The sequence below is a fragment of the Agrococcus sp. TF02-05 genome, from assembly GCF_017565345.1.
Lineage (GTDB): Bacteria > Actinomycetota > Actinomycetes > Actinomycetales > Microbacteriaceae > Agrococcus > Agrococcus pavilionensis.
In genome coordinates, this window is the sequence record NZ_JAGEKO010000001.1 from 280013 (window position 1) to 298460 (window position 18448).

At 72.6% G+C, this 18448-nt stretch carries 19 protein-coding genes; 2 read left to right on the forward strand and 17 right to left on the reverse strand.

What is annotated here, in order from left to right:
- Window positions 1-73: 73 nt before the first annotated feature.
- From JQT67_RS01430 to JQT67_RS01445, 4 genes are read right to left on the reverse strand one after another with little or no spacing between them, the layout of a single operon-like run.
- Window positions 74-1291 (reverse strand): substrate-binding domain-containing protein, encoded by a 1218-nt coding sequence (locus JQT67_RS01430; RefSeq protein WP_374222105.1) that lies wholly within the window; start codon window positions 1289-1291, stop codon window positions 74-76.
- A complete protein-coding gene (locus JQT67_RS01435) occupies window positions 1288-2346 on the reverse strand; it encodes an ABC transporter permease (RefSeq protein ID WP_307864146.1) in 1059 nt (352 codons plus the stop codon). Before JQT67_RS01435 ends, JQT67_RS01430 begins: the two co-directional genes overlap by 4 nt.
- On the reverse strand, window positions 2343-3359 hold the full coding sequence (locus JQT67_RS01440; protein WP_208063176.1) for an ABC transporter permease: 1017 nt from the start codon (window positions 3357-3359) through the stop codon (window positions 2343-2345). The genes JQT67_RS01435 and JQT67_RS01440 overlap by 4 nt, the downstream gene beginning before the upstream one ends.
- Window positions 3356-4885, reverse strand: a complete 1530-nt coding sequence (locus JQT67_RS01445; RefSeq protein ID WP_374222106.1) for a sugar ABC transporter ATP-binding protein — start codon at window positions 4883-4885, stop codon at window positions 3356-3358. The genes JQT67_RS01440 and JQT67_RS01445 overlap by 4 nt, the downstream gene beginning before the upstream one ends.
- Window positions 4886-4980: 95 nt before the next feature.
- Here JQT67_RS01445 and JQT67_RS01450 point away from each other — a divergent pair, with 95 nt between their 5' ends.
- Window positions 4981-6135 (forward strand): ROK family transcriptional regulator, encoded by a 1155-nt coding sequence (locus tag JQT67_RS01450; protein WP_243755495.1) that lies wholly within the window; start codon window positions 4981-4983, stop codon window positions 6133-6135.
- 4 nt (window positions 6136-6139) lie between these two features.
- On the opposite strand, the gene JQT67_RS01455 is transcribed toward JQT67_RS01450, so the two are convergent.
- From JQT67_RS01455 to ruvA, 6 genes are all read right to left on the reverse strand, one after another.
- Entirely contained in the window at window positions 6140-8371 is a 2232-nt protein-coding gene (locus JQT67_RS01455) for a bifunctional (p)ppGpp synthetase/guanosine-3',5'-bis(diphosphate) 3'-pyrophosphohydrolase (RefSeq protein WP_208063178.1), read from the reverse strand.
- A gap of 18 nt (window positions 8372-8389) precedes the next feature.
- Window positions 8390-9364 carry a protein translocase subunit SecF gene (secF, locus tag JQT67_RS01460; RefSeq protein WP_208063179.1) on the reverse strand — a complete coding sequence of 325 codons (975 nt, stop codon included), beginning with the start codon at window positions 9362-9364 and terminating at the stop codon, window positions 8390-8392.
- Window positions 9364-11025: a protein translocase subunit SecD gene (gene secD, locus JQT67_RS01465; RefSeq protein WP_208063180.1), complete on the reverse strand. Its 1662-nt coding sequence runs from the start codon at window positions 11023-11025 to the stop codon at window positions 9364-9366. Before secD ends, secF begins: the two co-directional genes overlap by 1 nt.
- Window positions 11026-11028: 3 nt before the next feature.
- A complete protein-coding gene (gene yajC / locus JQT67_RS01470; protein WP_208063181.1) occupies window positions 11029-11403 on the reverse strand; it encodes a preprotein translocase subunit YajC in 375 nt (124 codons plus the stop codon).
- Between the two features lie 63 nt (window positions 11404-11466).
- Window positions 11467-12480 carry a Holliday junction branch migration DNA helicase RuvB gene (ruvB, locus tag JQT67_RS01475; RefSeq protein ID WP_021009283.1) on the reverse strand — a complete coding sequence of 338 codons (1014 nt, stop codon included), beginning with the start codon at window positions 12478-12480 and terminating at the stop codon, window positions 11467-11469.
- Window positions 12477-13076: a Holliday junction branch migration protein RuvA gene (gene ruvA, locus JQT67_RS01480; RefSeq protein ID WP_208063182.1), complete on the reverse strand. Its 600-nt coding sequence runs from the start codon at window positions 13074-13076 to the stop codon at window positions 12477-12479. The genes ruvB and ruvA overlap by 4 nt, the downstream gene beginning before the upstream one ends.
- Before the next feature lie 98 nt (window positions 13077-13174).
- On the opposite strand from ruvA, the gene JQT67_RS01485 reads away from it, so the two are divergent.
- Window positions 13175-13354: a hypothetical protein gene (locus JQT67_RS01485; RefSeq protein ID WP_021009285.1), complete on the forward strand. Its 180-nt coding sequence runs from the start codon at window positions 13175-13177 to the stop codon at window positions 13352-13354.
- Here the strand turns inward: JQT67_RS01485 and ruvC are convergent.
- From ruvC to JQT67_RS01520, 7 genes are all read right to left on the reverse strand, one after another.
- Entirely contained in the window at window positions 13351-13902 is a 552-nt protein-coding gene (ruvC, locus tag JQT67_RS01490; protein WP_208063404.1) for a crossover junction endodeoxyribonuclease RuvC, read from the reverse strand. The two genes, JQT67_RS01485 and ruvC, sit on opposite strands and share 4 nt — an antisense overlap.
- Window positions 13903-13920: 18 nt before the next feature.
- Window positions 13921-14682 (reverse strand): YebC/PmpR family DNA-binding transcriptional regulator, encoded by a 762-nt coding sequence (locus tag JQT67_RS01495; RefSeq protein WP_021009287.1) that lies wholly within the window; start codon window positions 14680-14682, stop codon window positions 13921-13923.
- A gap of 70 nt (window positions 14683-14752) precedes the next feature.
- Entirely contained in the window at window positions 14753-15361 is a 609-nt protein-coding gene (locus tag JQT67_RS01500) for a hypothetical protein (protein WP_208063183.1), read from the reverse strand.
- A 26-nt stretch (window positions 15362-15387) separates the two neighbouring features.
- A complete protein-coding gene (locus JQT67_RS01505; RefSeq protein WP_307864147.1) occupies window positions 15388-16344 on the reverse strand; it encodes a DMT family transporter in 957 nt (318 codons plus the stop codon).
- Between the two features lie 12 nt (window positions 16345-16356).
- On the reverse strand, window positions 16357-16962 hold the full coding sequence (pdxT, locus tag JQT67_RS01510; protein ID WP_208063405.1) for a pyridoxal 5'-phosphate synthase glutaminase subunit PdxT: 606 nt from the start codon (window positions 16960-16962) through the stop codon (window positions 16357-16359).
- Window positions 16956-17870 carry a pyridoxal 5'-phosphate synthase lyase subunit PdxS gene (pdxS, locus tag JQT67_RS01515; RefSeq protein WP_307864148.1) on the reverse strand — a complete coding sequence of 305 codons (915 nt, stop codon included), beginning with the start codon at window positions 17868-17870 and terminating at the stop codon, window positions 16956-16958. Before pdxS ends, pdxT begins: the two co-directional genes overlap by 7 nt.
- A 59-nt stretch (window positions 17871-17929) precedes the next feature.
- Entirely contained in the window at window positions 17930-18448 is a 519-nt protein-coding gene (locus JQT67_RS01520; RefSeq protein WP_208063406.1) for an HIT domain-containing protein, read from the reverse strand.

Consider the following 18448-nt stretch of genomic DNA (forward strand, 5'->3'; position numbering starts at 1 on the left):
CGCCCTCCTTCCGGCTCGCGGTGACGGTGGGACGGGGCGCCGGGGCCCGCGCGGAGCGGGCCCCGGCCCTCGATCAGCGGTCCTGCCAGGCCTCGGGGAACCCGGGGAGGTCCTCGCCGCCGAAGCGCGCGTAGTGCCCGTCGGGCATCCCCTCGTTGGCGGCGAGCGCGTCGGCGCGCTCGTCCTCCTCGATCGGCTCCTGCGGCAGCACCCACTCCGTCGGCACCGGCTCGCCGTTCGCGATCATCTCGACCGCGAGCAGCGGCGTGCGCCACTGGAAGTTGGAGTAGACCGGTGCGAGCGCCGTCATGCCGCGCTCGTCCCACGCGCGGAGGAAGCTCATCTCGTCCTCGCCCGTCATGACGGGCAGCTCGGCCCCCGCGTCCTCGAACGCCTCGATCGCCGCGACGGCGCCGTCGCCCGCGTCCATCCAGACGCCGTGCACCTCGCCCGCCGACAGCGCATCCGTGATGATGCTCTTGATCTCGGTCGGGTCAGCCCCCGTGAAGTGGTCGTCGACCGTCATGCCGGCCTCGGTGAGCAGCCGCTCCGCCGCCGCCCAGCGGTGCTCGAGCACGTCGACGCCCGGCAGGATGCGCAGCGCGACGATGTTGGAGCCCGGCTCGAGGTTGTCGATGAGGAACTCGGCGGTGTCGATGCCCCACGCGTACCCGCCGATGGGGTGGATGAACGTCGTCGCGCAATCGGTGTCGACGCCGCGGTCGAACACGATGACGGGCTTGCCCGTCTCGCACGCCCGGTCGACGGCGGGCGTGAGCGCCGCGGTCGAGTTGGGCGAGATGATGAAGACGTCGCAGTCGCCCTGCGCGATGAAGAAGTCGATGTCGGCGATCTGCGTGTTGTCGTCGTCGCCGGCGTCGCGCACCTCCATCGACTCGATGACGCCCGACTCCTGCAGCGCCGCGAGCTGCTGCTGCATCGTGATGAAGCCGGTCTGGCGCCACGGGTTCGAGATGGATGCGTTGGCGAAGCACACGCGCATCGGCTCGTCGGAGGCCCACTCGGCCGTGTCGGTCATGGGGCCGTCGATGTACTGCAGCCACGGCGTCTCGGGGTCGCCCTCGAAGGTCGCTGAGCGCTGCTCGAACTGCTCGTCGAAGACAGCCCGGTCGAACCACTCGCCGCCCGACGCCTGCGTCTCGGCGGGCGGCGGCGCGCTCGCGTCGCCGGTCGCCGAGGGGCTGACGCTGCCGTCGGTGCTGCATGCGGCGAGCATCGTCGCCGCCGCGAGGGCCGCGACGGTGAGGCCCATCCTGCGCTTGCGCATCATCGTTCTCCTGATCGTGTCGTGGTGGTTGGGATGGAGGTGGTCCCCGCCGGGCCGGTCGCGCCGGCGGGTCGTGACGGCTTGGGCTTCCGCGCCGAGCGCCACGCGACGGCGCCGAGCGCGACGGCGGCGATGATGATCGCCCCCTGCACGGTCGGCCGCCAGGTCGCGTCGATGCCGGCGATGTTGAGGAGCGTGAAGAGCAGCTCGAGCGAGATGGCGCCGGCCGCGGCCGAGAGCACCCAGCCCCGGCCGCCGCCGAGCACGGCGCCACCGAGCACGACCGCGGTGATCGCCTGGAACTCGTAGCCCTGGCCGACGCTCGGGTGCACGCCCGCGTAGCCCACGAGCAGGATGCCTGCGACGGTCGCCGCGAGCGACGAGAGCACGAAGGCCGAGGTCTTGACGAGCACGAGCCGCGTGCCCGCGAGGCGCGCCGTCACCGGGTTGTCGCCGACCGCGAGCAGCGTCTGGCCGAACGGCGCGCGCATGACGAGCCATGCGAGGAGGCCGACGGCGAGCAGGATGAGCACGGGGTACGGCACGACGCCGAACAGGGCGCCGCGGCCGATCTCGCGGAAGCTGTCGACGGGGTTGCCGGTCGCGGCGCCGCCCGTGAGGAAGCGCACGAAGCCGTAGAGGGCGAGCATCATGCCGAGGGTGACGATGAAGCTCGGCACCTTCGCGACCGTCGTGAGCAGCCCGTTCACGACGCCGACCACGACGCCGACGGCGAGCATGAGCGCGATGCCGGGCAGGATCATCGCCTCGTCCTGGCCGATGACGTTGCCGGCGATCACGACCTGCGTCGCGATCACCGCGCCCATCGAGAGGTCGAACTCGCCCGAGACGATGACGAAGAACTGCCCGATCGCCGCGATCGCGATGGGCGCCGTGCGCGAGAGGAAGCGCACGAGCTGGCCCGGCTCGGCGAAGTTGGGGTTCATGGCGATGACGCCGATGAGCAGCACGACGAGCAGCACGAAGACGGCGCCGCTCGGGGTCGCGAGGCCCGAGAGGAAGCGCTGGCCGAGCGAGCGCTGCGCGGTGGCGATCACGGGGCCGCCTCCTTCCCCGGTCGGAACCTCGGGGGCCTGCGCTGCACGCTCCGCCACGCGTAGAGGGCGACGGCGAGTACGATGACCGAGCCGCGGATGAAGTCCTTGAGGAACGGGTTGACCTCGAGCACGCTCATGACGTTGTCGAGCACCGCGAAGATCGCGACTCCGCCGATCGTGCCGAGCACGCTCCCGACGCCGCCCGCGAGCAGCGTGCCGCCGAGCACGACCGCGGCGATCGACATGAGGTCGTAGCCGCCCTGCGAGCCGATCGTCGGGCTGCCGACCGAGGTGCGCGCGAGCAGCAGCAGCCCCGCGAGGCCGGCGAGCATCGAGCACAGCGCGTGCGCGACGATGACGGGCACCTTCGTGCGCACGCCCGAGAGCCGCGCGACGCTCGCGCTGCCGCCGACCGCGTAGAGGTGGTGCCCGAGCCGGGTGCGGTGCAGCAGCAGCGCGGCGAGCGCGGCGCACGCGAGCATGATGATCGTCGAGAGCGGGACGCCCGCGACGAGCGTCGCGCCGATCACCCGGAACTCGGGCGGCGCGGAGCCGAACGAGCCCTGGAAGCTCGTGCCGAGCCAGCCCGAGATGATGAGGCCGACGCCGAGCGTCGCGATGAAGCCGTGCACGCGGAGCCCCGTGACGATGAGGCCGTTCACGGCGCCGATCCCGGCGGAGACGGCGAGCGCGGCGAGCACGCCCGGCACGATGCCGGCGGGCCCCTGCGCCATGACGCCCGCGCCGATGATGGATGCGGTGCTCACGACGTAGGGGACGGAGAGGTCGAGGCTGCCCGCGATGATCACGAGCGTCTGGCCGATCGCGACGAAGCCGAGGATCGACATGAGGGTCAGCACGGCCGCGAGGTTGCCGGCGGTGAAGAAGGGCTTCCCCGCCGCGGTGACGAGCACGGCGCTCAGCACGAGCACCGCGGCGAGCACGACGAAGACGATCGCGGTCGTCGAGAGCCGCCGGCGCCGCACGGGCCGCGCGCCCACGACGGCGCTCACGCCGCTGCCTCCGCGCCCTCGGCGCCCGCGGCGAGCGCGAGCACGTCCTCCTCGCTCGCCGAGGGCGGCAGCGCTCCGACGAGCCGCCCGTCGCGCATGACGAGCACGCGGTCGCTCATGCCGAGCACCTCGGGCAGCTCGCTCGAGGCCATGAGGATCGCGACGCCCGCGCTCGTGAGCCGCCGCATCACCTCGTAGACGCCGTACTTCGCGCCGACGTCGATGCCGCGCGTCGGCTCGTCCATGAGCACGACGCGCGGGGCGACCGCGAGCCAGCGCGCGAGCACGACCTTCTGCTGGTTGCCGCCCGAGAGGAACTGCACCTCCTGGTCGAGGCCGCGCGCGACGAGCGCGAGCTCCTCGAGCGTCGAGGGGAGCTCGGTGCGCGCCGCGGCGGTGCGGCCGGGGAAGACCGCCCGCACGACGCCGAGGGCGTTCTGCGCGACGGTGAGGCTGAGCGAGAGGCCCTGGCCCTTGCGGTCCTCGGTGATGAGGGCGAGGCCCGCGCGCACGCCGTGCCGAGGCGACCGGGGCCGCAGCGCCTCGCCGCCGACGCGCATCGAGCCGCGCGTGAACGGGTCGGCGCCGAAGATCGCGGACAGCAGCTCGGTGCGCCCGGCTCCCTGGAGACCGGCGAGCCCGACGATCTCGCCGGCGCGCACCTCGAGCGAGATGTCGTCGACGAAGCCGTTGCCGGCCCCCTCGAGCGCGAGCGCGACCTCGCCCGGGGCAGCGTCCGCAGCGCGGTCGGGAAAGAAGGCCGAGAGCTCGCGGCCCACCATGAGCCGCACGAGGCCGCGCTCGTCGAGCTCGGCCGCGGGGTACGTGCCGACCTGCCGGCCGTCCTTGAGCACGGTGATGGTCGAGCACAGGTCGAAGACCTCGCGGAGGCGGTGCGAGACGTAGAGGATCGCGATGCCGCGCGCGGTGAGCGCCTCGACGATGCGGTACAGCAGCGAGACCTCGTGGTCGGCGAGCGCGGCCGTCGGCTCGTCCATCGAGATGACCTTCGCGTCGAGGCTCACGGCCTTCGCGATCTCGACGATCTGCTGCTCGGCGACCGAGAGCTGCCGCACGGGCAGCGCGGGGTCGAGGTCGGGCACGCCGATGCTCGAGAGCAGCTCCCGCGTCTCGCGCAGCATGCGCGCGCGGTCGACGAGCGGTCCCCGGCGCGGCTCGCGACCGAGCCAGACGTTCTCGGCGATCGAGCGGTCGACGAGCAGGTTGAACTCCTGGTAGACCGTCGCGATGCCCGCTCGCTGCGCCTGCAGCGGAGACGAGAAGGAGACGCGCTCGCCGTGCAGCTCGATCGTGCCCTCGTCGGGGTGGTGCGCGCCGGCGAGGATCTTCATGAGCGTCGACTTGCCGGCCCCGTTCTCGCCGACGAGCCCGTGCACCTCGCCGGCGCGGAGCTCGATGCCGACGCCGTGCAGCACGGTCGTGCCGAGGAACGACTGCACGATGCCGCTCGCGCGCAGCACCGGCTCGCCGGTCGTCGCCGGAGCGGCCATGACGTCTTCGTCCACGCCGACACTGTGGCACGCATCCGCACTTTTGTCGAGCAACCGACGAAAGTTGTTCTGATCGTGTCGGAAGCCCGCGGATGTGCTTCACTGCACTCATGCGCACGAGCGAGCTGTTCGACCTGCTGCGCGACGGCCGGCCCCGCACGCGAGCGGAGCTCGCGCGCGCCGCCGGGGTCGCGCGCTCCTCGGTCGCCGCGCACATCGACGCGCTCACGCGGCTCGGCTACGTCGCGCCGGTCGGCGACGCGGCCTCGACGGGCGGCCGGCCCGCGTCGCTCTTCGCGCTCAACCCCGCGGCCCGCCTCGTCGTCGGCGTCGACGTCGGCGCGACGCACGTGCTCGTCGAGCTCGCCGACCTCGCGGGCGCGCCGCTCGGCGACGCGCGCGCCGACCTCGACGTCGCCGAGGGCCCCGAGGCGGTGCTCGGGTGGATCGTCGACGCCGTGCAGCGGCTCGTCGCCGAGCACGGCCGGGAGCCGCGCGAGGTCGTCGCGCTCGGCATCGGCCTGCCCGGCCCCGTCGAGCACGCGACGGGCATGCCGATCAGCCCGCCCATCATGCCGGGCTGGCACCGCTTCGACGTCGCGGGCCACTTGCGCGAGCGGCTCGGCTGCCCCGTGCTCGTCGACAACGACGTGAACATCATGGCGCTCGGCGAGCAGCGCACCGCGTGGCCCGAGACCGACGACTTCGTGCTCGTCAAGGTCGCGACGGGCATCGGCGCGGGCATCATCTCGGGCGGCCGGCTGCAGCGCGGCGCGCAGGGCACCGCGGGCGACCTCGGGCACGTGCGCGTGCCCGGCTCGAGCGCGCCGTGCCGATGCGGCAACGAGGGCTGCCTCGAGGCGGTCGCCGCCGGGCCCGCGATCGCCGCGGCGCTCCGCGAGCAGGGGCTCGAGGTCGAGGGCACCGGCGACGTCGTCGCGCTCGCGCGGCTCGGCTCCGCCGAGGCGGCGCGAGCGCTGCGGCAGGCGGGGCGCGACCTCGGCGAGGTGCTCGCGATGCTCGTGAACCTCGTCAACCCATCCGTCATCGTCATCGGCGGGCGGCTCGCGGGCGCGGGCGAGGAGCTGCTCGCGGGCATCAGCGAGGTCGTCTACCGGCGATCGCTCCCCCTCGCGACCGAGCACCTGCGGATCGCCGCGAGCACGACGCAGGCCGATGCGGCGGTGCGGGGAGCGGTCGCGCTCGCGATCGAGCACGCCCTCTCCCCCGAGGTGCTCGACGCCGAGACCCGCGCGATGGCGTGAGCGCTCAGCCGGTCGTGATGCGGTAGACGTCGTAGACGCCGTCGATGCGGCGCACGGCGTTCAGCACGCTGTCGAGGTGGGTCACGTCGCCCATCTCGAACGCGAAGCGGCTGATCGCGAGGGCGTCGCTGCCGGTGTGCACGCTCGCCGAGAGGATGTTGACGTGGTGCTCGCTCAGCACGCGCGTGATGTCGCTCAGCAGCCCGGAGCGGTCGAGCGCCTCCACCTGGATGTTGACGAGGAAGAGGCCCTTCGACGTGGGAGCCCACTCGACCTCGATCATGCGCTCCGGCTCCTGCAGCAGCCCCTGCACGTTCGGGCACGAGCGCTGGTGCACGCTCACGCCCTGGCCGCGCGTGACGAAGCCGACGATGTCGTCGCCCGGCACGGGCGCGCAGCACTTCGAGAGCTTCACGAGGATGTCGTCGGCGCCGCGCACGAGCACGCCCGAGGCACTGGACGCCGGCCGGGGCGCGCGCGTCGGGATCATCGGGATCGGCTGGTCGTCCTCGTCGGCCGACTCCTCCGCACGCACCGCCGCGACGACCTTCTCGAGCACCGACTGCGTCGAGACCTGGCCCTCGCCGACGGCCGCGTAGAGCCCCGTGACGTCGTCGTACTTGAGCTGCGCGGCCACCTGGGCGAACGCATCCCGCCCCATGAGCTTCTGCAGCGGCAGGTCGTGGCGGCGCATCGCCTTCGCGATCGCCTCCTTGCCGACCTCGACCGCCTCGTCGCGCCGCTCGCGCTGGAACCACTGGCGGATCTTGCTGCGCGCGCGCTGCGAGGTGACGAAGCCCTGCCAGTCCTGGCTCGGCCCCGCGTCGGGGCTCTTCGACGTGAGCACCTCGACGACGTCGCCGGTCGCGAGCTTCGTGTCGAGCGGCACGAGCCGGCCGTTGACCTTCGCGCCCATCGTGCGGTGGCCGACCTCGGTGTGCACGGCGTAGGCGAAGTCGACGGGCGTCGCGCCCGCGGGCAGGCCGATGACCTTCCCCTTCGGCGTGAAGACGTAGAGCTCCTTCGCGCCGATCTCGAAGCGCAGCGACTCGAGGAACTCGCCGGGGTCGGTCGTCTCCTCCTGCCAGTCGTTGATGTGCTGCAGCCACGCCATGTCGGTCGGCGACATCGCGCCGCCGCCCTGCTTGTACTTCCAGTGCGCCGCGACGCCGTACTCGGCGCGGCGGTGCATCTCCTCCGTGCGGATCTGGATCTCGACGTGGTGGCCGCGGGGGCCGATGACGGTCGTGTGGAGCGACTGGTAGAGGTTGAACTTCGGGGTGGCGATGTAGTCCTTGAGGCGCCCCGGCATGGGCTGCCAGCGCGCGTGGATCGCGCCGAGCACGGCGTAGCAGTCGCGCACCGTCGGCACGATGACGCGCACGCCCACGAGGTCGTAGATGTCGGCGAAGTCGTGGCCGCGCAGCCGCATCTTGTTGTAGATCGAGTAGTACTGCTTCGGCCGGCCCGCGATGCGGCCGCGGATCCGCTGCGCCCGCATGTCCTCCGTGAGGCCCGCGACGACCTCGTCGAGGTAGCGCTCGCGCTCGGGGGCGCGCGCCTCGACGAGGTTCTTGATCTCGAGGTAGACCTTCGGCTGCAGCACCGCGAACGAGAGGTCCTCGAGCTCGACCTTGATCGTCTGGATGCCGAGCCGGTGCGCGAGCGGCGCGTAGATCTCGATCGTCTCGCGCGCCTTGCGCTGCGCCGACTCGTCCGAGACGAAGCCCCACGTGCGCGCGTTGTGGAGGCGGTCGGCGAGCTTGATGACGAGCACGCGGATGTCCTTCGACATCGCGACGACCATCTTGCGCACGGTCTCCGCCTGAGCGGATTCGCCGTACTTGAGCTTGTCGAGCTTCGTGACCCCGTCGACGAGCATCGCGATCTCGTCGCCGAAGTCGGCGCGGCACTGCTCGAGGGTGTAGCTCGTGTCCTCCACCGTGTCGTGCAGCAGGGCCGCCGCGACCGTGATCGCGCCGATGCCGAGGTCGGCGAGGATCTGCGCGACGGCGACGGGGTGGGTGATGTAGGGCTCGCCCGACTTGCGGTACTGGCTGCGGTGCGCCTCCTCCGCGACGATGTACGCGCGCTGGATGAGGCCCGTGTCGGCCTTGGGGTGCTGCGCCTTGACGGTGCGGATGAGCTCGTCGACGGCGCCCGCGCGGTGCGAGCGCGAGAAGAGGAAGGGCAGGAGCGTGCGGAAGCCGCCCGAGGACTGCTGGGTGTCGCTCATCGCCCTTCCCCCTCCCTGCTAGACGACCGCCCCGCGCTCGCTCGCCGCGGGCTTCGCCTTCGCCTCGGCGATCGTGTCGCCCTGCCGCAGCTGCGCGTAGACGGGAGCGGCGACGAAGATCGACGACCAGGTGCCGACGATCGTGCCGATGAAGAGCGCGAGCGAGATGTCGCGCAGCGTGCCGGCGCCGAGCAGCAGGGCGCCGATGAAGAGCACCGACGCGATCGGGAGCGTCGCGACGATCGACGTGTTGATCGATCGGACGATCGTCTGGTTGACCGCGAGGTTGATGTTGTCGAGCAGCGCCCCGCTCGTGCCGGGCGCGGTGTTCTCGCGCACCTTGTCGAAGACGACGACGGTGTCGTAGAGCGAGTAGCCGAGGATCGTGAGGAAGCCGATCACGGCGGCCGGCGTCACCTCGAAGCCGACGATGCCGTAGACCCCGGCGGTCACGAGCAGGTCGAACGCGAGCGAGGCGAGCGCCGCGACGGCCATCTTCCACGTGCGGAAGTAGACGGCGAGCACGATCGACACGAGCACGAGGAAGACGACGAGCGCGCGCAGCGCCTGCTGCGAGACGTCGGCGCCCCACGACGGGCCGATGAACGAGAACGCGACCTCGCCGCTCTCGACCCCGTAGAGGTCGGCGAGCGCGGTGCGCATCTCGGCGGCCTGCTCCTCCGTGACGGCGTCGGTCTGCACGCGCACGGTGTCGGCGCCGAGCGTGACGGCGCGCGCCTCGGCCTCGGGTGCGACCGACTCGACGGCCTCGGCGGCGCCCTCGGCGGATGCCGACGAGAGCCCCGTGACGCGGAACTCGCTGCCGCCGGTGAACTCGATGCCGAAGACGAAGCCGCCGCGGATCACGGTGCCGACCGCGAGCAGGATGAGCACGCCGACGGCGACGGCCATCCAGAGCTTGCGCTTGCCGACGACCGGGAGCGATCGCTCGCCGGTGTAGAGCTCGTTGCCGATCGTGGTGAGCGAAGCCATCAGTCCTCCTTGGCCGTCGCGTCGGCCATGGCGGCCTTCCGCTCGGCGATCGTCTGGCGGCGCTGCGCCTCACCGGCGGAGCGGGCGGCCTTGCCCTCCGCCACGGGCGTGCGCCACTGGGCGCGGCCGCGGTAGACGGCGCCGAGCGCTTGCGGGTCGAGCCCCGAGAGCCGGTGCCCCTGCGAGAAGAAGCGCGTGCGCGAGAGGAGCCGGAGCAGCGGATGCGTGAAGAGCGCGACGACGACGATGTCGATGAACGTCGTGATGCCGAGCGTGTAGGCGAAGCCGCGCACGTTGCCGACCGAGAGCAGGAAGAGGATGACGGCGGCGAGGAAGCTCACGGCGTCCGAGACGAGGATCGTCCGGAAGGCGCGCTTCCAGCCGGTCTCGAGCGCGCTCGAGAGGTGCTTGCCCTCGCGCAGCTCGTCGCGGATGCGCTCGAAGTACACGATGAACGAGTCGGCGGTGATGCCGATCGAGATCACGAGTCCCGCGATGCCCGCGAGCGAGAGCCGGTAGCCCTCGGTGCTCGAGAGGAACGTCACGACGAGGTAGGTCAGCACCGCCGCGATCGCGAGCGAGAGCACGACCACGAGGCCGAGCGCGCGGTACTGGAAGACCGAGTAGACGACGACGAGCACGAGGCCGATGAGGCCCGCGAGCAGGCCGGCGCGCAGCTGGTCGGCGCCGAGCGTCGCCGAGATCGTCTCGTTCGACTGCACCTGGAAGCCGATCGGCAGCGCGCCGAAGCGCAGCTGGTCGGCGAGGCTCTGCGCCGCCTCCTGCGTGAAGCCGCCGGTGATCTGCGCGTTGCCGTCGGTGATGATGACGTTCGACGTGATCGGCATGAGCACGGTCTGGTCGAGCACGACCGCGAACTGGTTCTGCGGCTCGGGCAGGTTCGTGATGCCGCGCGTCGTGGCCTCGAAGCCGGCCGGTCCCTCGCCGTCGAGCTCGAGGTTGACGGCCCAGCCGCCGGTCGCCTGGCCCTGCGAGTTCGTCGCGGCCGAGACCTGCGCGTCGGCGATGTCGGCGCCCTCGACCGTCACCGGTCCCAGGATGAAGCGCGCGGTGCCGTCCGTCGAGCACGTGATGAACGGCTGGTCGGCGGGCGCGATCGTCGTCGTGTCGACGTCGGCGCACTGGAACGCCTCGAACTCGGAGAAGAGCTCCGGCGTGATCCACGCCTGGTCCCACGCGGTCTCGGGCATCGCGGCAGGCTCGCTCGGCGCGGGGGTCTCGGCGGGTGCGGGCGTCGCGCCGGGCGCGTTCGCGGGCGCCGAGGCGAGCACCGGGCGGAACTCCATCTTGGCGCTCGCCTGGATGCGCTGCATCGTGGCCGCGTCGGGCTCGCCCGGGAGGGCGACGACGATGTTGCGGCCGCCCTGGGTCGTGATCTCGGCCTCGGAGACGCCGGAGGCGTCGACGCGCTGGCGGATGATCGCCACCGCCTGGTCGAGCTGCTCCTGGGAGACGGAGGCGCCCTCGGCCACGACGGGCTCGAGCACGATCTGCGTGCCGCCCTCGAGGTCGAGCGCGAGCTGCGGGGCCCACGAGCCGCCGCCCCACTGCACGGCGCCGAAGTTGACGCCGATGAGGCCCGCGATGAGCACCACGAGCCAGATGAGGGCGCGCGCCCCCTTCGATCGAGCCTTCGCCACGGGTCAGGCGCGGCCGCGCGGCTCGCCGGCGTCGCCGGCGTCGTCGATCGAGGTGTCCGAGGTCTCCTCGACGTGGTCGTCGACCACGCGGGCGAGCGTCTGGCGGTGCACGCGCACGATCGTGCCGGGCGAGACCTCGATGAACGCCTCGTTGCGCTCCTCGTCGATCGAGCGCAGCTCGCCGAACAGGCCGAAGTTCGTCATGACCTCGGAGCCGGGCACCATCTTCGACTGGAGCTCCTCAGCCTGCGCCTTGCGCTTCTTGTTGCTGCGGAACATGAAGAAGATCATCGCCGCGAGGACGAGGAGCATGATGATGGTGAGCGGGTCGAGGGCGAACCCGGTCTGGGCGGCGGGCGTCGTCTGCAGGAACAGCATCGTCGTGAAGGGACCTCTCGGGGTGGTTCGCCGGGCGCGGCTGCGCGCTCGACCAAGGGCCCATCATACCCCGTCGAGCGTCGCGTCCAGGTGCTCGGCGCCCGCGTGCCGCATGCCCGCGGGCGTCGCGACGCGGCCGCGCGGGGTGCGGCCGATGAGGCCCTCGCGCACGAGGAAGGGCTCGACGACCGACTCGATCGTGTCGGCCTCCTCCCCGATCGCCGCGGCGAGCGTCGAGAGCCCGACGGGACCGCCGCGGAAGCGGTGCGCGATCGCGTGCAGCACCGCGCGGTCGATGCGGTCGAGCCCCGCCTCGTCGACGTCGTAGAGCTCGAGCGCCGCGCGCACGCCGTCGAGGTCGCTCGAGCCGGCGTGCACGAGCAGCCAGTCGCGCACGCGCCGCAGCAGCCGGTTGGCGATGCGGGGCGTGCCGCGCGAGCGGCGCGCGAGCTCGGCGAGCGCGGCGCGCTCGATCTCGACGTCGAGCAGCCGCGCCGAGCGGGCGAGCACGCGCTCGAGGTCGTCAGGCTCGTAGAACTCGAGGTGCGCGGTGAAGCCGAAGCGGTCGCGGAGCGGCGCGGGCAGCATGCCCGAGCGCGTCGTCGCGCCGACGAGCGTGAACGGCGCGAGCTCGAGCGGGATCGAGGCGGCCCCTGCGCCCTTCCCGACCATGATGTCGATGCGGAAGTCCTCCATCGCGAGGTAGAGCATCTCCTCGGCGGAGCGCGCCATGCGGTGGATCTCGTCGACGAAGAGCACCTCGCCTGGCACGAGCGCCGAGAGCACCGCGGCGAGGTCGCCCGCGTGCTGGATGGCGGGGCCCGAGGAGTAGCGGATGGGTCGGCCGGTCTCGGCGCCGATGATCGTCGCGAGCGTCGTCTTCCCGAGCCCGGGAGGGCCGGCGAGCAGGATGTGGTCGGGCGTGCGCTCCTGCAGCCGCGCCGCCTGCAGCAGCACCTCGAGCTGTCCGCGCACCTTCGGCTGGCCGACGAACTCCGCGAGGCTCGTGGGGCGCAGCGCGCCCTCGAACGCGAGCTCGTCGGGCGTCGCCGCCGGGTCGGTCAGCGGGTCGGTCACGGTCGGGCTCCGGGCCCGAGGATCGCGAGGGCGGCGCGCAGCAGCGAGCCGGTCGAGGCGGCGGCCTCCGGCGCGGCGACCGCCGCGCGCTCGATCGCGTCGGCGGCGGTGCGCTCGGGCCACCCGAGCCCCGTGAGCGCCGTGAGCACGTCGGCCCGCGCATCCGCACCGGGCGCGACGGGCTGCGGCGCCGCCGGTGCGGCGAGCTTGCCCGTGAGCTGCAGGATGATGAGCTTCGCCGTCTTCGGACCGATGCCGCTCACGGCCTTGAACGCCTTCTCGTCCTCCGCCGCGACCGCCCGCGCGAGCTCGTCGGGCGAGAGGTGCGCGACCACGCCGAGCGCCGACTTCGGGCCGACGCCCGAGACGGCGATGAGCAGCTCGAACGCGTCGAGCTCGGCCTCGGTCTCGAAGCCGTAGAGCGAGAGCTCGTCGTCGCGCACGACGAGGTGGGTGCGCAGCGACACGGGCGCGCCGACGCGCGCGGCGAGCGACGTCTGCGGCGTGACCGCGACCGCGAAGCCCACGCCGCCGACGCCGACGACGAGGCGCTGGCCGCGCGCGGCGAGCACCGTGCCGTCGAGGGAGGAGATCACCCGATCAGCCTATGCCGGGCCCCTCGAGTCACGGCGCCGGCCGCGCCGCGCGCTGATAGCCTTGCAGCGCCCGTTGCCGGTCCGACCCGAGAGATCCCATGCGCTACATCCAGTTCCTGCTGCTCATGATCGTGATGATCGGTTCGTTCGTCGTCATGGGCTCGGCGGCGCAGTTCGTGGGCTTCGAGGGCATCGTCTTCTCCGCCGGCCTGCTCGCCTTCTGCCTCGTCGTGCTCATCGCCGTCGAGATCGGCCGCCGGGGCCTCCGCCAGCGCTAGCGACGAGCGCGCGCCTCGGCCGCGGCCCACGCGCGCTGCGCCGGGGTCGCTGAGCCGCTCGGCGTCCCGCTCACGGGCACGCGCGTGCGCCAGCCCTCGGCGATCGCGATCGCGAGCGCATCCGCGGCATCCGCCGGCTTCGGCGCGGCGTCGAGCCGCAGGAGCCGGCGCACCATCTCCCCCACCTGGCGCTTGTCGGCGGCGCCGTAGCCCGTCACCGACGACTTGACCTCGGTCGGCGTGAGGAGCGAGATCGGGATGCCGCGCTCGGCGGCCGCGCGCAGCACGACGCCCGAGATCTGCGCGACGCCCATGACGCTGCGCAGGTTCGCCTGTGCGAACACCCGCTCGAGCGCGATGGCGTCGGGCCGGTGCTCGTCGATCGCCGCCTCGACGCCCCGCGCGATGCGCAGCAGCCGCTGCTCGATCGCCTCATCGGCGCTCGAGCGCACGACCTCGACGTGCACGAGCGTCGGCGTGCGCCGCTCGACGTCGACGACGCCGACGCCGCAGCGCGTCAAGCCCGGATCGACCCCGAGCACGCGCATGGCGCCGGGGCGCACGGCCTACTCCTCCTCGTCGAGCTGCGCCTGCACCTCGGCCGGGATGTCGTAGTTGGCGTAGATGCTCTGCACGTCGTCGAGCTCGTCGAGCGCGTCGACGAGCCGCAGCACCTTCCGCGCCGTCTCGAGGTCGACCTCGACCTTGAGGTTCGGCACGAACTCGGCCTCGGCGGAGTCGTAGTCGATGCCCGCCTCCTGCAGCGCCGTGCGCACCTGCACGAGGTCGCTCGGCTCCGAGAGCACCTCGAAGCCGCCGCCCTGGTCGACGACCTCCTCGGCGCCCGCGTCGAGCACGGCCTCGAGGATGGAGTCCTCGTCGACGCCGTCGGTCTTCTCGATCGAGACGACGCCCTTGCGCGTGAAGTTGTAGGCGACCGAGCCCGGGTCGGCCATCGTGCCGCCGTTGCGGCTCATCGCGACGCGCACCTCGGCCGCCGCGCGGTTCTTGTTGTCGGTGAGGCACTCGATCATGAGCGCGACGCCGCCGCTCGCGTAGCCCTCGTACATGATGGTCGTGTAGTCGACCGACTCGCCCGTGAGCCCCGCGCCGCGCTTGATCGCGCGGTCGATGTTGTCGTTCGGGACGCTCGTCTTCTTCGCCTTCTGCACGGCGTCGACGAGGGTCGGGTTGCCCGAGAGGTCGGCGCCGCCGATCTTCGCGGCGACCTCGATGTTCTTGATGAGCTTCGCGAACGACTTGGCGCGGCGCGCGTCGATGACGGCCTTCTTGTGCTTGGTCGTGGCCCACTTGGAGTGTCCGGACATGCTGCTTCCTGATCGCGGGAGGGGGGTGTCCATCCTACGACCGCCCGGCCGGACGGTCGCGCGGGCGCGCTCACGCTGTGGGCGCGCGCACCCCGGCGCTCCGCAGCTCGAGCGCGGCGAGCGCGCCCAGCGCCGCCTCGTCGCCCGAGCGCAGCGCCGCGACGGGGTCGTCGACCGCCCGCAGGAGCCGCGACGTCGGCTGCCCGACGATCGCGCGCATCGCGAGCAGGTCGCGACCGGCGCGCGTCGCCGCGAGCCGGCGGCTCGAGCGGGCGCGGAAGACGAACCGCAGTCGCGGCACGAGCCAGATGAGCACGACGAGCAGCGTCGGCAGCAGCCACAGCGCCGTGCCGACCGCGGCCGCGAGCGCCTCGACGCCGCTCGAGAGCGCGACGCCCGCCGCCGCGAGGTCGTCGGCCGAGCCGGAGGCATCGCGGAACGGCGCCGCGATCCCCTCGCCCACGAACGGCACCTGCTCGAGCGCCGTCCCCGCGTCGGCGAGCGTCGTCGAGAAGCCGCTCCCCGCATCCTCGATCTGCCGGCCGAAGCCGCCGAGCGAGCGGATGGCCTCCGCCACCTGCTGCGAGACCCAGACGGCGACGACGATGGTCGCGATGGCGGCGAGATCGGCGACGACCTGCCAGAGCGCTGCCGATGGACGGCTGGAGTAGAGCTGCACGGCTCGATCGAACCATGCGCCCTGCGTCACGCGGTCGCGGCTCGCGCCTTCGGTCGCTGCCCGACGAGCACACCGGCGCCGATCACGACCGCCGCGCCGACGACCTCCCACACCCCGAGCCGCTCGCCGAGCACGAGCACGCCGAGCGCGACGGCGACGACCGGGATGAGGTACGTCACGGTCGCGGCGACGGTCGGGCCGACGGCGCGCACGACCTCGAACTGCAGCACGTAGGCGAGCCCGGTGCCGAGCACGCCGAGCGCGATCGTCGCCACGAGCGCGAGCGGGAGCGCCTCGGGCGCGTGCGAGCCGATCGGCGACCAGCCCTCGATCGCGCTCCAGGCGAGCAGCGCGACGAGCACCATCGGCAGGCCCGTGACCATGAGCGCCGTCGGGTGCGCGATGCCGGGCACCTCGCGGTGCGCGAGCAGGCGCCGGTTGAGCGTCCACCCGACGCCGTACGACGCGGCGCCACCGACGGCGATGAGGAAGCCGACAACGTCGGGCCCCGAGTGCGCCGTCCACGGCTGCGCGATGAGCACGACGCCGACGAGACCGAGCAGCACGGCGCCGAGCTTCCGCGGCGTGAGCCGATCGCTCGGCAGCAGCAGGAGCGCGAAGACCACCGTCGCGATCGGCGTCGCGGCGTTCGCGAGCCCCGTGAGGCTCGACGAGATGCGCGTCTCGGCGACGACGAAGAGCGTGAACGGCAGCGCGGTGAGGAAGAACGAGCACACGGCGAGCAGCCCCCACGTGCGCGCGTCGCGGGGCAGCCGCACGCGCATGGCGAGGGCGAGGAGCACGAGCGTGACCGCGGCGACGCCGATGCGGAGCATCGCGATCTGCATCGGGTGGAGCGCGTCGAGGCCGAGCTTCATGAGCAGGAACGACGAGCCCCAGATGAGGGCGAGCGAGATCCAGAGGGCCTGCCACGGCAGGCGCGCGAGGCCGCGCGCGGGTGCCTCGAGCTCGGTGACGGTCACCGGCGCACCCGATCACGCACGCCCGACACGCTCCACGCGATCGAGGAAGCGGCGGTGGAAGCGGGGCTCGCCGCCGACCTCCGGGTGGAAGGCGATGCCGGTGGCGGTGCCTTGCTCGACCGCGACGATCCGCTCCCCCACGGCTGCGAGCACCTCGACGCCCTCGCCGACGCGCTCGACGACGGGCGCGCGGATGAAGGTCGCGTGCACGGGCTCGTCGCCGAGCGCGGGGACGTCGAGCTCCGTCTCGAACGAGTCCACTTGGCTGCCGAAGGCGTTGCGCCGCACGTCGACGTCGAGGCCGCCGAAGGGCAGCTGGGTCGGCAGCCCGTCGAGGATGCGCTCGGCGAGCAGGATGAGGCCCGCGCACGTGCCGAGCACGGGCATGCCCGCCGCGATCCGCTCGCGGATCGGCTCGCGCAGCTCGAGCTGCCGCGCGAGCTTGTCGATGACGCTCGACTCGCCGCCCGGCAGCACGAGGCCGTCGACGGCCGCGAGCTGCGCGGGCGAGCGCACGAGCGACACCTCGGCCCCGAGCGACTCGAGCATCGCCGCGTGCTCGCGGACGTCGCCCTGGAGAGCGAGCACGCCGACGCGCGGCGCGCCGGTGGTCACCAGCCGCGCTCGGCGAGCCGGTGCGGCGCGGGGAGGTCGGCCACGTTGATGCCGACCATCGCCTCGCCGAGGCCCCGCGACGCATCCGCGATCGCCTTGGGGTCGTCGAACGCGGCCGTCGCCTTGACGATCGCGGCCGCGCGGCGCTCGGGCTCGCCGGACTTGAAGATGCCGGAGCCTACGAAGACGCCATCGGCGCCGAGCTGCATCATCATCGCCGCGTCGGCGGGCGTCGCGACGCCGCCGGCGGTGAAGAGCACGACGGGGAGCGACCCGCGCTCGGCGACCTCGGCGACGAGGTCGAACGGCGCCTGCAGCTCCTTCGCCGCGACGTAGAGCTCGTCCTTCGACAGGCCCTGCAGCCGACGGATCTCGCCCTTGATGGTGCGGATGTGCTTGGTCGCCTCGGAGACGTCGCCCGTGCCGGCCTCGCCCTTGGAGCGGATCATCGCCGCGCCCTCGGTGATGCGGCGGAGCGCCTCGCCGAGGTTGGTCGCGCCGCACACGAACGGCACCGTGAAGGGCCACTTGTCGATGTGGTTGACGTAGTCGGCGGGGCTCAGCACCTCCGACTCGTCGATGTAGTCGACCTCGAGCGCCTCGAGCACCTGCGCCTCGACGAAGTGGCCGATGCGCGCCTTCGCCATCACCGGGATCGAGACCTCGGCCTTGATCGCGTCGATGAGGTCGGGGTCGGACATGCGGGCGACGCCGCCCTGCGCGCGGATGTCGGCGGGCACGCGCTCGAGCGCCATGACCGCGACCGCGCCCGCGTCCTCGGCGATGCGGGCCTGCTCTGGGGTGACGACGTCCATGATGACGCCGCCCTTCAGCATCTCGGCGAGGCCGCGCTTCACGCGAGCGGAGCCGGTCGTGGGGGTGCTGGGGGTGCTGGTGCGGTTCTCGGTCACGTCTGCTGATGCTACGCCCATGCGGGGCCGGCGACGCGCACGCGGCGCGTCACGGAGCGTCACACGGGCCAGGCGGCCTGGATGTCCTGGCGCATGTCCTCGAGCAGGACCGGGAGCGCCTTCGTCTTCGCGATGATCGGGAAGAAGTTCGAGTCGAGCGACCAGCGCGGCACGATGTGCTGGTGCAGGTGGTCGGCGATGCCCGCGCCGGCGATGCGGCCCTGGTTCATGCCGATGTTGAAGCCCTGGCAGCGCGTCACCTGCGAGAGCACGCGCATCGCGGTCTGCGTGAGCACGGCCATCTCGGCGACCTCCTCGGTCGTCGCCTGGTCGTACATGCCGACGTGCCGGTATGGGCACACCATCATGTGCCCCGTGTTGTACGGGTAGAGGTTCAGCAGCACGAAGCACGTCTCGCCGCGGTGGACGATGAGGCCCTGGTCGTCGGCGAGCTCGGGCGCGCGGCAGAACGGGCACGCGTGCTCATCGGGCATCTGGCCGTTCTGGATGTAGACCATCCGGTACGGGGTCCACAGGCGCTGGAACGCATCCGGCACGCCGGGGAGCTCGCTCGACAT